The 13273-nt window shown below is 66.6% G+C and carries 14 protein-coding genes and 1 pseudogene; 11 read left to right on the forward strand and 4 right to left on the reverse strand.

Going from position 1 to position 13273, the window contains the following annotated elements; all coding sequences use genetic code 11:
* Positions 1-196, reverse strand: a pseudogene (locus tag RMO01_RS02725) (cell envelope biogenesis protein OmpA); the annotation flags it as partial.
* A gap of 267 nt (positions 197-463) precedes the next feature.
* Here RMO01_RS02725 and neuC point away from each other — a divergent pair.
* On the forward strand, positions 464-1639 hold the full coding sequence (neuC, locus tag RMO01_RS02730) for a UDP-N-acetylglucosamine 2-epimerase (RefSeq protein ID WP_309627515.1): 1176 nt from the start codon (positions 464-466) through the stop codon (positions 1637-1639).
* On the opposite strand, the gene RMO01_RS02735 is transcribed toward neuC, so the two are convergent.
* Complete coding sequence (locus tag RMO01_RS02735) at positions 1636-2349, reverse strand: acylneuraminate cytidylyltransferase family protein (RefSeq protein ID WP_309627516.1); 714 nt, start codon at positions 2347-2349, stop codon at positions 1636-1638. The two genes, neuC and RMO01_RS02735, sit on opposite strands and share 4 nt — an antisense overlap.
* A gap of 104 nt (positions 2350-2453) precedes the next feature.
* Between RMO01_RS02735 and RMO01_RS02740 the strand changes: the two genes are divergently transcribed.
* The 6 genes from RMO01_RS02740 (at position 2454) to RMO01_RS02765 (ending at position 8234) form a co-directional block, all read left to right on the forward strand.
* Positions 2454-3458: a GDP-mannose 4,6-dehydratase gene (locus tag RMO01_RS02740; RefSeq protein ID WP_309627517.1), complete on the forward strand. Its 1005-nt coding sequence runs from the start codon at positions 2454-2456 to the stop codon at positions 3456-3458.
* Positions 3455-4516, forward strand: a complete 1062-nt coding sequence (locus tag RMO01_RS02745) for a nucleotidyltransferase family protein (protein ID WP_309627518.1) — start codon at positions 3455-3457, stop codon at positions 4514-4516. The genes RMO01_RS02740 and RMO01_RS02745 overlap by 4 nt, the downstream gene beginning before the upstream one ends.
* 142 nt (positions 4517-4658) lie before the next feature.
* On the forward strand, positions 4659-5435 hold the full coding sequence (locus RMO01_RS02750; RefSeq protein ID WP_309627519.1) for an ABC transporter permease: 777 nt from the start codon (positions 4659-4661) through the stop codon (positions 5433-5435).
* 47 nt (positions 5436-5482) lie between these two features.
* Positions 5483-6646, forward strand: a complete 1164-nt coding sequence (locus RMO01_RS02755; protein WP_309627520.1) for a chain-length determining protein — start codon at positions 5483-5485, stop codon at positions 6644-6646.
* On the forward strand, positions 6646-7332 hold the full coding sequence (locus RMO01_RS02760; protein WP_309627521.1) for an ABC transporter ATP-binding protein: 687 nt from the start codon (positions 6646-6648) through the stop codon (positions 7330-7332). The genes RMO01_RS02755 and RMO01_RS02760 overlap by 1 nt, the downstream gene beginning before the upstream one ends.
* The gene (locus RMO01_RS02765) at positions 7332-8234 is read left to right on the forward strand and encodes a hypothetical protein (RefSeq protein ID WP_309627522.1); all 903 of its coding nucleotides are present in this window, start codon (positions 7332-7334) and stop codon (positions 8232-8234) included. Before RMO01_RS02760 ends, RMO01_RS02765 begins: the two co-directional genes overlap by 1 nt.
* On the opposite strand, the gene rfbC is transcribed toward RMO01_RS02765, so the two are convergent.
* Together rfbC and RMO01_RS02775 are read right to left on the reverse strand one after the other, a co-directional pair.
* A complete protein-coding gene (gene rfbC / locus RMO01_RS02770) occupies positions 8231-8791 on the reverse strand; it encodes a dTDP-4-dehydrorhamnose 3,5-epimerase (protein WP_309627523.1) in 561 nt (186 codons plus the stop codon). The genes RMO01_RS02765 and rfbC overlap by 4 nt on opposite strands.
* Positions 8792-8799: 8 nt before the next feature.
* Positions 8800-9609: a cell wall hydrolase gene (locus RMO01_RS02775; RefSeq protein ID WP_309627524.1), complete on the reverse strand. Its 810-nt coding sequence runs from the start codon at positions 9607-9609 to the stop codon at positions 8800-8802.
* 308 nt (positions 9610-9917) lie between these two features.
* Here RMO01_RS02775 and RMO01_RS02780 point away from each other — a divergent pair, with 308 nt between their 5' ends.
* The 4 genes from RMO01_RS02780 to RMO01_RS02795 all read left to right on the forward strand — a co-directional run bounded on the left by RMO01_RS02780 (position 9918) and on the right by RMO01_RS02795 (position 13242).
* Positions 9918-10616, forward strand: a complete 699-nt coding sequence (locus tag RMO01_RS02780; protein WP_309627525.1) for a class I SAM-dependent methyltransferase — start codon at positions 9918-9920, stop codon at positions 10614-10616.
* Positions 10617-10716: 100 nt separating this feature from the next.
* On the forward strand, positions 10717-11676 hold the full coding sequence (locus tag RMO01_RS02785) for a GSCFA domain-containing protein (protein WP_309627526.1): 960 nt from the start codon (positions 10717-10719) through the stop codon (positions 11674-11676).
* Positions 11673-12584: a WcbI family polysaccharide biosynthesis putative acetyltransferase gene (locus RMO01_RS02790; protein WP_309627527.1), complete on the forward strand. Its 912-nt coding sequence runs from the start codon at positions 11673-11675 to the stop codon at positions 12582-12584. Before RMO01_RS02785 ends, RMO01_RS02790 begins: the two co-directional genes overlap by 4 nt.
* A gap of 40 nt (positions 12585-12624) precedes the next feature.
* On the forward strand, positions 12625-13242 hold the full coding sequence (locus RMO01_RS02795; protein WP_309627528.1) for a prepilin-type N-terminal cleavage/methylation domain-containing protein: 618 nt from the start codon (positions 12625-12627) through the stop codon (positions 13240-13242).
* Positions 13243-13273: the final 31 nt, after the last annotated feature.

Here is a 13273-nt window from a genome sequence, read left to right on the forward strand (position 1 = left end):
ACGCGGCCCAGCCGTCGTTCATTTCAGCGCGCCAGTTCACGCCGTTGCCGGACGCTTCCAGGTTGATGTCGTCGATCTTGTGGTAACCGGCGTCGATCGCGCCGTACCAGCCGTCCGGCTCAGCCGAAGCAGCACCAGCGGACAGGGCGAGAGCCGCCGCCGCGCTGGAAGCCAGGAACAAGGTCTTGAAACGCATGGGTGTGAGCCCTCCGCAGCCATAATTGATTATTGCGGCGGTCTCACCGCCTCCCGGGGTCATAACAGCGTTGCCGCAGCAGGTCGATAGGTTCCGGCGCTGTTCGCCCGCTCAAACTGCAAGCGTGACGTTGAAGCTACAGGAGAAATCGGCAGCCCGGGTTTCGCGAACCCCGTTCGGCCGTCCGTTCTGCAGGCGCGCTCGTCCCGCTATCTCGACGCGCCGAACCCCGCTATGCCCGCGTGGCATGACAGGAGCCATAAGCGGATGATCCGGCCAAGGACGGGCATAGGCGTATTCACCGCCACGCGGGCGGAGTACGGCCTTCTGCGCCCGGTGCTCGCCGCGATGGAGGCCTCGGGGACAATTCGCCCCTTTCTGATTGTCGCGGGCGCACATCTGTCCCCCCGGCACGGCGCGACCCTGACGGAGATCGAGGCGGATGGGCGGCGCCCCGCCGCCCGCGTTTCGTCGCCCATGGCCGGCGATGACGGTCTGTCGGCGGCGCAGGACATGGGCGCGACCCTGTCCGGCTGCGCCGAGGCCTATGCGGAGCTGAAGCTGGACGCCGTCTTGATTCTGGGCGACCGCACGGAGGCGCTGGCGGCGGCGGCGGCGGCAGTCCCGCTAGGCCTGCCCATCCTGCACCTGGAGGGCGGGCACAGGACCGCCGGCGCGGTCGATGATGCGATCCGCCATGCGATCACCAAGCTGGCGGCCCTGCATTTTACGGCCGCCGAGCCTTATCGTCGTCGCCTGCTGCAGATGGGCGAGGCGCCCGAGCGCGTCTTCACTGTCGGATCGACCGGCGTCGACAACCTGATGGCTTTCGGGCGCAGCACGCCGGCGGAGGCCTCGGCCTTGACCGGCCTGGACCTGCCGTCCGGCTTCCTGCTTGTGACCTTCCATCCCGAGACTCTGAGCGCCCTGTCGCCGGGCGACCAGATCGAAGCCTTTCTGACCGGTCTGGCGAGCGTCGAGGACCGCGTGATTCTTTTCACCCTGCCGAACGCAGACGCGGGCGCGGGGGCGATCCGGGAAGCCATCTCCGCCTTCACCGCCGCCCGGCCTGGTCGCGTGCGGATCGCGGAATCGCTCGGCGCACGCGGCTATGTCGCCGCCCTGACCGCCTGCGCCGCCGTCATCGGCAACTCCTCCAGCGGCATGATGGAGGCGCCGGCCGCGGGTGTCCCGGTCGTCAACGTGGGCGACCGCCAGGCCGGGCGGCTGCGCAGCCCCGGGGTCATCGATTGTCCGCTCGAGGCCGGGGCGGTGGCCGCCGCGATCGGCCGCGCCCTGACGCCCGGGTTCCAGGCCATGGCGCGAAGCCAGCCCGCGCTTTTCGGTGACGGCCATGCCGGCGAGCGGATCGTCTCGATCCTCGAAGCCACCGACCTGAAAGGGCTGGCGCGGAAGCCCTTCATCGATCTCGACGACGTCTAGCGCCGCACACTGTCCAGAGGCCCGGCCGCCTCGCCCCGCACATGGGGCCACAGGGCCTCGCAGACGGCGAAATCGAAGGCCGTGTCCACGTCCCAGCCTCGCTCGGGCGGCATGACGTGGGCCAGGGTGTCGGGTCCGACGAAGGTCCGCCGCTCCAGCAGAATGTCCGGCCGCCCGACATAGACGGCGCCGTTGATGATCACCGGCTCGTCCGGGCGCTGCGTATCCGGACGATAGAGGCCCGACGCGTCGACCCGACCGTAGAAGGTCTGGGGCTTGAGCACCGGCGAGACCCCGATGACCGCCGAGGCCCCGCTGGCGTGGCACAACTCGACCGCCGCATCGATGTCTCCGCCGAGCCGCAGCGGCGAGGTCGGCTGCAGCAGCACGACATAGTCCCAGGTCCCGCCCACCGCCTCCAGCGCATGGGCGACGGCGTCGATGACCGAGGCCTCGGGTCCCGAGAGGCTGTCCGGGCGGCGAAACGGCGGCGGATAGCCCATTTGGGTCGCGACGGCGGCGACCGATTCGTCGTCGGTGGACACCACGACCCTGTCCAGCACCCGGGATTCGCGACAGGCCTCCAGCGTCCAGGCGACCATCGGTCGACCCGCCAGAGGGCGAACGTTCTTGCCCGGCAAACCTTGCGATCCGGCGCGCGCGGGGACCAGACCCAGAACCCGTCCGGCGAATGCGCCGTCGCCGATCATGTCCGCCTCCGTGACGCGCCTGTGGTGGTCCTTTAGACTCTGATTCGGACGGTCCGGGCGCAATCACGCCGCCGGACCGCGTCCCTGCGGACGGCGGGTCTTTCGTGGACGTCGAGGCGATCAATCAAACGCTCAAAGGTCGGCGGGTGCTGGTCACCGGCGCCGGCGGCTTCATCGGCAGCCGGCTTTGCGAACGGCTGGTCGAGATCGGGGCCAAGGTCCGCACCCTGGTGCGATATACGTCCGACGGCGACGCCGGCTGGCTGGACCGATCGCCGATCCGGGGCGAGATCGACGTCCGGCGGGGCGATCTGGCCGACCGCGACAGCGTCTATGATGCCGTGAAGGACCGGGAGATCGTCTTCCACCTCGGCGCCCTGATCGCCATTCCCTATTCGTATCTGGCGCCCGAGAGCTATGTCCGGACCAACATACTGGGTACGCTCAATGTGCTGCAGGCCGTGCGCGAGATGGGCGTCCAGCGCCTGGTCCACACCTCGACCAGCGAGGTCTACGGTTCGGCCCAGTTCGTGCCGATGACTGAGGCGCATCCTCTGGTGGGCCAGTCCCCCTACTCCGCGTCCAAGATCGCTGCGGACAAGCTGGCCGAAAGCTACCACCGCTCTTTCGAGACGCCGGTCGTGACCCTGCGCCCCTTCAACACCTTCGGCCCGCGCCAGAGCGCCCGGGCGGTGATCCCGGCCATCGCGGTCCAGCTGCTGGCCGGTCGGCCGATCAGGCTGGGCGACACGCGTCCGACGCGCGACTTCGTCTTCGTCGACGACACCGTCGAGGCCTTCCTGAGGGCCGCGACCGTGCCGGGGATCGAGGGACTGACAGTCCACACCGGCGGGGGACGCGAGATCGCCATCGGCGATCTGCCCGCCATGATCGGAGCCGCTGCTGGTCTCCCGGTCGAGGTCGAGGCCGACGCCCAGCGCCTGCGTCCGGCCGCCAGCGAGGTCGAGCGCCTGCACGCCGACGCCTCACTGGCGCAGGAACGACTGGGCTGGACGCCCTCGATCAGTGTCGAGGAAGGCCTGGCCCGCACCGTGGCCTTCATTCGGGACAACCCGACCCTCTACCGTCCGGCGGAGTATGCGGTTTGACCCCGCCGGGAGACATCGCCGGGAACCTGATGGGGCCCGACGCCCCCCTGCTGGACGCCATCGCCCGGCTCGACGCGGTCCGGCGCAAGCTGATCGTCGTCGTCGATGAGGATCGCCGGCTGGTCGGCAGCGTCACTGACGGCGACATCCGGCGTGGTCTTTTGCGCCGCCTGCCGATGGACGCGCCGATCCGAGAGGTGATGAACACGGCGCCCGTCGCGCTGCAGGTCGAGGGCTCGGACGTCGTCGCCCTGCGGCGTCTGGAGGAGCGCGGCGTCACCCTGGCGCCCCTGCTCGACCGGGCCGGGCGGGTCGTCGGCCTCTACCCGGACACGGTCGGCACGCCGCGTGCGCGGGACAATCTGGTGGTCATCATGGCCGGCGGTCGCGGCGTGCGGCTGGCGCCTCTGACCCAGACCTGTCCGAAGCCGATGCTCAAGGTGGCGGGACGCCCCCTGCTCGAGACCATCATCGAGCGGCTGAGGGCCCAAGGCTTCGGCCGGTTCCGGCTGGCCGTGAACTATCTGGCCGAGATGATCGAGGATCATTTCGGCGACGGCGCCTCGATGGGGGTCGAGATCGAATATCTGCGCGAGGATCACCCGCGCGGCACGGCCGGCGCCCTGTCGCTGGTGCGCGATCCGGTCACCAGCCCGATGCTGGTGATGAACGGCGACGTCCTGACGCGCATGGCTTTCGGCGGCCTGATCGACTTCCACGAAGAGCACGGCGCCCTGGCGACCCTGTGCCTGCGCGAACACCAGTTCCAGGCGCCTCACGGCGTGGCCGAGGTGGACGGCGTGCGGATGACGGCCCTGCGGGAAAAGCCGACCTTCCGCTGGCTGGCTAACGCCGGCGTCTACTGCCTGGACGGCTCGGTCCTGTCGCGCATCCCGGCCCAGGGCCCCTACGACATGCCCGAACTGCTAGCCGGCCTGGCCTCCGACGGAGAGATGGTCGGCGCCTACCCCATCCACGAATACTGGCTGGACATCGGCCGCCCGCCCGACTTCGAAAGCGCCCAGACCGATTTCGGCGCGGTGTTCGCCGGCGACTGAATCCAGCCGTGGCCCCGGCGCATACGCCGCCGCCTGATGGGTGACGGAAGCGCGCTGAGGCCTTGACCTCCGTTGCCCCCCGGCTCATTCAGCCTCCTGCCCCCGCTTGCGGTCGGGCTTGGACCGCGAGAGTACAGGACAGATGGTTTCAGGCGCGATTTCGCGGCAATCCCGGGTCATCAGCGCCCTGATCATGCGCGAGATGACGACGCGCTATGGCCGTCAGGGTCTTGGGTTCGCCTGGGTGATCGGCGAACCTCTGATTTTCTGCTTCGGCGTCCTTATCCTGTGGACATTGACCAAGCCGGCCTATGAACACGGCGTCCGGCTCGCGCCCTTCGTGATGACGGGGTACATGTCCCTCATCCTGATCCGGCACTTCATCAGCCTGCTCGCAAGCGCGCTGCAGGCCAATCTGGGCCTGATGTACCATCGTCAAGTGGCGCCCTTGCACCTGCTGTTCTCGCGCGCGCTGCTGGAGCTTGGCGGCGCGACCGCGGCTTTTGTGGTGGTTTACGCGGTCTTGCTGGCGCTCAAGGAGGTCAGCCTGCCTCACGACTATCTGCTGCTTTATTGCGGGTGGCTGTTGCTGGCCTGGACGGCCCTCGGCTTTGCTCTCGTGCTGACTGGCCTGGCGATGCGATACGACATCATGGAGCGACTGGTTCCGGTGATCAGCTACGTGCTGATCCCGATCTCCGGCGCCTTTTATATGGTCTCCTGGATGCCGGCGAGCGCGAGAGAATACATCATGTTGATCCCGTTCGTTCACGGCATCGAGATGGTCCGGGCGGGCGTTTTCGGAGAATTCGTTCCAACCTACTATAATCCCGCCTATGCCATGTTCACCGGTGCGATCATGAACATCATGGGCCTTTTGATCATCTCATCCTCGCGCGACCGCATCGAAGTTGAATAAAAAACCAGCCCGGAACAAAGACCTCTCCGGGTCCAGACGGATCGAATATGGCCGAAGCTCAAATCAACTACCTGGGTCCCATACCGGAGGCCCTCACCTTCCGTGAGGAGCGCAAGCCGTGGTGGCGTCGCCTGCCTGTCGGCTTCCTGATGGTCGTGGCCCTGCCGACCCTGCTGGCGGCGATCTACTATCTGTTGATCGCCACGCCGCGATACGTGTCGGAGGCGCGCTTCATCGTCCGGGCGTCGACACAGTCCCCGCCTTCGGCCATCGGCATGGCGCTGCAGGGCGTGGGACTGTCAACAGCACCCTCCGACGCTTTCGCGGTGCACGAATACATCAAGTCCCGCGACGCCCTGCGCGAACTCGGCCGTCGCTACGACATCGCCGCCATCCTGAACCCGCCTGGAGCCGACGCTTTCTCTCGCTACCCGCGCCTGTGGGACAGCCGGGGAGAGGAAGGCCTCTACACAGGCTTCAACCGCTTTGTCGTGGTCGGCTTTGATTCCACCACGGGCATCAGCACCCTGCGTGTCGAAGCCTTCAGGGCCGAAGATGCACGCCAGTTGAACCAGGCGTTGCTCGCCAGCGGCGAACAGCTGGTCAACCGACTGAACGATCGCGCGATGGGCGATGCAGTCTCCGAGGCGCAGATCGCGCGTGACGAAGCGCGCGCGCGTCTCAGCGCCGTGCAGCAACAATTGACCGCCTTCCGCAACCGCGAGGGCTTCATCGACCCTGAACTTGCGGCTCGCGAGAGTTCGTCCCTCATCGGCGGCCTTCTGGCGACGGTGGCCCAGCTCCGCGCCGATCGGGCGCAGCTTGTCGGAGAAGCGCCCCAGAGTCCCCAGCTTCCAATCCTTGACGGTCGAATCGCGGCCTATGAGCGTCAGATCACTGCGGAACGAGCGAAGGTGGCCGGGACCTCGACGTCGCTCGCGCCTCGCGTCGGCATCTATGCCGATCTGGAACTGCAACGTGAACTGGCGGATCGCGAACTGTCGCAAGCCACTTCAGCTCTTCTAAACTCCCAACAGGAAGCTCGGCGTCAGCGACTGTACCTTGACCGGATCGTGAATCCGAACCTGCCCGACAAGCCGACGCAACCGCGTCGGTGGACCGCCATACTGACGATTTTCGCCTCTGCGATGCTGATCTACGGCGTCGGTTGGCTTGTGTGGGCAGGGGTGCGCGAGCACCGCCAGGACTGATGGGCATCACCGCCAACGATATTGTCGAGGCGCCTGGCCTTCGGGTCTCGCGTCTCGGCAAGACCTTCCACGGCGCTAACCGGCCCGTGTTCCAGGACATCGATTTCACCCTGGGCCGCAGCGGCCGGCTGGCAATCCTCGGTCGAAACGGTCAAGGCAAGTCCACTCTGATCAAGATGCTTGGCGGCATCCTCCCGGCGACCGAGGGCGAGATCATCTGGAACATGTCGTCGTCATGGCCGATCGGCTTCGGGGGCGGCTTTCAAGGCAGCCTGTCCGGGCTGGACAACATCCGCTTCCTCGCTCGCCTCTACGCTCGCGACTATCGCGAGACGCTGGCCCGCGTCGATGATTTCGCTGAATTGGGCCGTTCGCTTCGTCTGCCGGTGAAACACTATTCGTCGGGCATGCGAGCACGACTGGCGTTTGGCTTGTCGCTGGCCATTGAGTTCGACTGCTATCTGATCGATGAACTCGTCGCCGTCGGCGACGCCCGTTTCCAACAGAAATGCCAAGAAGAGCTGTTCCAGCTACGCAAGGACCGGGCCTTCATGATGGCCTCGCACGACACCCATCTGGTGGCCCACTATTGCGATCGGGCGATCATCATCGAAAGCGGCAAGTGCAAGGTTTTCGAGGACGTAGGTGAGGCGGTCGAAATCTACTCCTGGCTCCGGGCGGCCTGATGACCGACGACAGCCTGACGCTTCTGATCACGCCCGGGCACCCGGGCGTCGCCTGGCGGGCCGCGATCGAGGCGCGCGCGGCGCAGATGGGCCTTCCTGTTTCAGAAATCGGCCCCGGGGAGGAGGCCGACCGGCGCAAAGGCGTGATATTCACCCACCAGAGTGCGGCACTGGCCTCGCCGTCGGGGCACCGTGTCGTGATCACGGACACCACCGCGGTGGGAATGCTGGACCCCTCGCAGCCGGCGACCGGAAACGAGCTGATCGTCAGAGCCCATAGCCTCGTTGAGGCGGACGCCGCCGCTCGCCAGGGCGCTATCGTGCTCAACGCGTCGCGCTATCAGCTCAACTTGCCGCTTCTCGGGACGGTCGAACGGCCCGAGGGCGAGCGCTACCACATTCACCCCCTCGCCGCCGCATCTCCACTCTCCATCTTCGACGAACTGCCTGTCAGGGCCGGCGCCCAATCGGTCTGGGCTCCTCATTGGTTCACATACGCGCCGGATGCCGCCGGTCAGGCGAGCGGCCCCTGGATCGACTTGACCGGTCGGATGCGCGCCTTGCTGTTCGGCCCGTACATTCGTCTGCCCGCCGGCAGATGGCGGGTCGACGTGCGAGTTTCGGTCGATCCCGAGAGAGCGCATGTGCCGCTTCTGTTCGAATGGGGCTCAGACGCGGAGTTCTGCCGGATTGTGACCGAGGTGCGGCATCCGGGATCCTACGGGGTTTCGCTGGACCGGATCTGGACCGGAGCCGAAGCCGCCCAACTTCGTATCTGGAACGCTCATCCGGTCTTCCAGGGGCGGCTCATGTTCGAGGATTGTCGCGTGGTTCGCGTGGCTGACGACGATCCGACGCCGCCGACGCCGCTGGACCGGATCGTCACCGCCGAAATCCTCTAGACTTCCCTGAGCCCCATCGGCTCACCGTCGTAGGCGAACGGACTCGCGAGCTGCGACAGAGGCGGCAGAGCCGCGTCCTTGTCCGAGATCGTCCGTTCGACCCCTGGCAACGGCCAATCGACCGAGATGGCCGGATCATTCCACGCGATCCCGCCCTCGGCGTCCCGGTCATAGGGACTGGACACCTTGTACACCGCGCGGACGTCGGCCGTCAGCGTGACAAACCCGTGCGCGAAGCCGACCGGCACGAAGAGTTGTTCCCCCGCCTCGGTCAGTTCGACGGTCAGGGTTTTACCGAACGTCGGCGAGCCCAGACGGATGTCCACGACATAGTCCAGGAGACGACCGGAAAGACAGCCGATCAGCTTGGCCTGTGCTGCAGGCGGCCTTTGGAAGTGGAGTCCCCTTACCGTTCCCGCGTTTCGAGACAGGGACTGGTTGTCCTGCACGAACCGGATGTCGAGCCCGATCGCCTCGAAATGACGTGTGGAGTAGGTTTCGCTGAACCAGCCCCGGGCGTCCGCATGCCGATGCGGACGGATCAGCGTGAGCGCCATCAACCAGCCTAGGGCTGGCCGGATGGCGCCGCGGCCGCGCCTTGCAACGCCGCATATGCCCGATCGAGGGCTTCATTACGGACGAACACCAGGCCGCCCGTCCGGGCCGGGGGCTCGGCGGGCGGGGTCAGGGCGCCAGGGGTGCCGCCGCCGCCCAGGGCGGCCCCATAGAAGATGTGGGTTCCGATCTGGCGAACCCGCTCCAGCCGACGCCCCCATGACGGAGATACGTAACTGGCGTGGTAGTTGAGCGAAGTCGCAGGCAGGGCGGCCGGCATGCGGCCCTCATGGACATCGCGGGCAATCCGTTCGGCCCGCGCCCATTTGACCATATCCACCGGACTGCGACCGATGGCGCCGTCGCAGGTGAAGGTGAATTGGCAGGTGCGACTGTTGCGCTGATAAACCACCGCGCAGACCGACCGGGGATAGGCCCCGCTTCGAGAGCGGTTCATGACGACCTCGGCGACAGCCGCCTGCCCCTCCTCGGATTCGTTTCTCGCCTCATAGTAGATGGCCTGGGTCAGACACTCGACGTCGCTGGTCGGAACGCGAGGCGGAGTGGTCAGGTCCAGCCGGGGCGGCGTGTAGTAGGCGCCGCTGGATCGCGGCGCCGCGCCCCCGACATAGGCTGGCGGCTGAATCGTCGATGCCGGCGCGATGACAGTCGAAGTCGCCGCAGCGGCGACGACAGCGGGGGGGGGCGTCGTCGGCGCCGCTGGCGTGCTCGAGCGCAAGGCGCGGCGACGCCCGGGCGTCGCACGACGCGATTGGGGCGCCGGTTCGGTCAGTCGTGCGCCTTCGCCGGAGCGCAACATTTCGGCCATCCTGGCGTTCAGGCGATCGCGACGCTGTTGATCGGTTTCGGTCTGCCGAGGCGCGCTCTCTCCAGCGGGAGCCGGGCTCGCAGCTGCCGCCGAAGACCAGGCGCAGGCGATCGCACACGCTATAGCGGCCGCCGGCAGTGTGGAACGAAGTAGACGCACGCTGTCTCCCCTGATGGCGCACCCATACCAGCGGGCCCGCAGGTCGCCAAGCGTCGCAGCCTGGTCGGTTCCAGGCTTTGCAAAGCGATCATGGCTGCGCTATCGCCAACGTTGTTCCCAAACACTGATCGAAAGTCGCCATGGCCTCGCCCCAGTTCCCTCTTGAGCGGACCCATCCGCTGGCCATGCCGACCGAAAACTTCCACACCCATCACTTCGGGGATGGTGAGGTGATGGTCGGCGCGAAGCCGGCCGAAATGCTCCAGGCCGAAGCGGACATCATCTTTTCGCAGGGAGTCCTGGGCAAGACGGTCCTCGACATCGGCGCCTGGGACGGCTTCTTCTCCTTCGAGGCCGAACGCCGCGGAGCGGCGCGCGTCCTGGCCACCGACAACTTCTGCTGGTCCGGCCCCGGCTGGGGGACGCGGCAGGGTTTCGAATACGCCCACCACAAGTTCAACTCAGGGATCGAGGCGCTCGACGTCGATCCGACAGAGCTGGATCCCGCCAGGATCGGGACCTTCGACGTGGTCCTGTTCCTGGGTGTCCTTTATCATGTGAAAGATCCGCTTCGGATCATCGAGATCGTCTCTTCCGTCGCTGCGGACACCGTCGTCTGCGACACCGAGACGGCGTTGGACATGTTCCAGGAACCCGTGATGCGCTACTTCCTGGGCTCCGAGATGAACGGCGACCCCACCAATTTCTGGGCTCCCAACAAGGCCTGCATGGAGGCCATGTTCCGCGAGTTCGGCTTTACCCAGTTCAAGTTCACGGAACACCCGCATCGTCCCAACACCGGTCTGCGGGGGCGGGTGATCATGCACGCGCGTCGCTGACACCGGAGGGTCGGGCATCAACCCCTACAGGCAGCGCCCGGATACGGCCTTCTGGTCGCGCTCCGTCGCCCGACCGGCGCCGGACGACGTGGATCCGATGTTGCCTCCGCCTTTCCTGATCGATCGCGACGATCGGGTAGCCACGGCTGGAAGCTGTTTCGCCCAGCATATCGCGCGGACGCTCAGCGCCCAGGGCTTCGGCTATCTGGTGACCGAGCCCGGCCCGGCTGAGGACGGCTACGGCCTCTACCCGGCGCGGTTCGGCAACATCTACACGGTCCGCCAACTGCGCCAGACGTTCCAGCGCGCCTATGGCCTGTTCGCGCCGATCGACGACGCCTGGCGGGTGGGCGACCATTGGGTGGATCCGTTCCGACCCGGGGTCCAGGCCGGCGGCTTCGCACACAGGGAAGCCCTCATCGCCGACCGGGACAGCCATATGGCCGCGGTCCGCACCATGTTCGAAACGGCTGACGTCTTCATCTTCACTCTGGGTTTGACAGAGGCGTGGATGGACGCCCGGAACGGCGCCGTGGTTCCGCTGGCGCCTGGCGTGGTCGGGGCCGAGGCGGCAGAGGCGGGCTACGTCTTCCACAACTTCACAGTCCAGGAGACGATCGACGATCTGCTTGCCTTCATCGACGAAGTTCGCCTTCTGTCACCGGCGCTCAGGATCATCCTGACCGTGTCGCCGGTGCCTCTGATCGCGACATTCGAGGACCGCCATGTGCTGCAGGCCACTACTTACAGCAAGTCAGTTCTGCGTGTGGCCGCAGAGACAGCGCGCACCCTCCGCGAGGGCGTCGTGTACTTTCCCAGCTACGAAATCGTCACCGGCGCGCACAATCGGGCACGCTTCTTCGAGGATGACCTGAGGAACGTGAGTCCGGACGGCGTATCCCGGGTCATGGCGATCTTTTCGAGACATTTCCTGTCGTCCGAAGACGGCGTCGCACGCCCGGCTCAGAGCTTCGCTCCACAGGAGTCCGTTCGCGACCATCTGGCGGAGCACCGGGCCCTCGCCGATGTGGTGTGCGATGAGGAGGCGATCGAGCGATGAGGCGGGCGTTCGTCCTCGGCAACTGCCAGGCCGAGGGGATATCTGACTGGATGCGCGCGGCGGCGGCCGAAATGACGGTCGAGAATGCCAGCATTGCGGGCGTAGCGCCCGGCGATGCTGGCGCGGCGGCCGCCTGGTCAGGGGTGATCGACCGATCGGACACCGTGTTCTGCCAGCTGACCGATGCGCAGCTGGCCGACTACAACCTGCCGTCACCCGGCGATATGGCCCGGGTGGGAAAGATCTTCGTTCGCCTGCCGGTGGTCGCCTTCAAGGGCTTCCAGCCCGACTGCACCTATGTGTTCGTTGGCGGTCACGCCGCAGCGGGAGCCATGGGCCCCTACCATTCCGCGATCGCGGTCGCCGCTTTCATGGAGGGCCTGAGTGTCGAGCGTGCGATCGGCCTGTTCAACACCTTCGTCTATGCGGCGCTTGGATACATGGCCGAGTTCGAGGCTGCCTCCACCGTGCTCCTGGAAAAAGCCCGGGAGATGGGGCTGGATCTCTCCTCCGGCGTGCGGCGCGACGGCTCCGTCTTCATGCATACGATCAACCATCCTAGCATCACCATCCTCGGCGAGGTCGCAATCCAGGCCCTGGCCCGGGCAGGGATCACATCATCCGCCAACGCCCCCGCGCCCCACGACGTGCTGGGGGACAGTTTCCGCTGGCCCGTGTATCCCGAGATCGCGGCCCGTCTGGGGGTGCCAGGCAGCCTGGCGTTCCAGGGGTCGAACGCTGGAAGCGAAGGCCTGATGGATTTGCGCACCGTCTTGGAAGCGACCTTTGCGAGCCTGGAAGCGTTGCAGGCCGCAACGGGATCCATCGTTCTCGATCAGGACCGGCCGATGGCCACCCCGGTGATCGAACGTGCCCAGGCTTTCATCCGGCGCCATGTGGTCATCTGACGGCCCTCGCAGCGCCCGCCGGATCGGACTAGGAAGGGCGATGCTCCGTCGCTCGGGATTTTCGCTGATCGAGGCCCTGGTGGTTCTGGCCATCGGCGGCATGGCGCTCGCAATCATCTTCAGCATCGGGACCAAGGCCGGCGACACGGGTTTCAAGATCGGGCGCGGGGCGATGGCGGCGGCCGATGCCGATGTCGCTGTCTCCGATCTTCGCACCATCCTCGGCAGCTTCGTCCTGAGACCGCCCGGCACATTCCTGGCCGACGTCGACGAACCCATCGCCGGCGAGGAAAGCCGGCTGACCGGCGACGTTGTCATGCGGCGGGCCAACATTTGCGGTCCGCAGGGTTGGGCCGGACGCCTGACGCTGGTTGTGGAAGCATTCGAGGGGGGCCAGCAACTCCTTTGCGAGGCCGGCGGGCAGCGCGCGACCCTCCTCACCATGGCGCGTGGCAGCGGCCGGTTCAGCTACTCGAACGACGGCGCGGACTGGAGATCGACTTTCAGCAACGATCCGGCTGACTTCGACACGCCCGCGGAGGTGACGCAGTTGCAACTCTTTGTCCGCTTCGAGGGCGAGGTCGACGGCATTGACGTCGTCCAGGGCCTGTCGTCGGGCCCTGCCGAACGCTGGATCAGAAATATTGGCCAGCTCTAGGTCATCCCCGTCGCGCTCCGGGTTCGCCCTG

Origin of the sequence: Brevundimonas sp. (assembly GCF_031412435.1) — a bacterium.
Lineage (GTDB): Bacteria > Pseudomonadota > Alphaproteobacteria > Caulobacterales > Caulobacteraceae > Brevundimonas.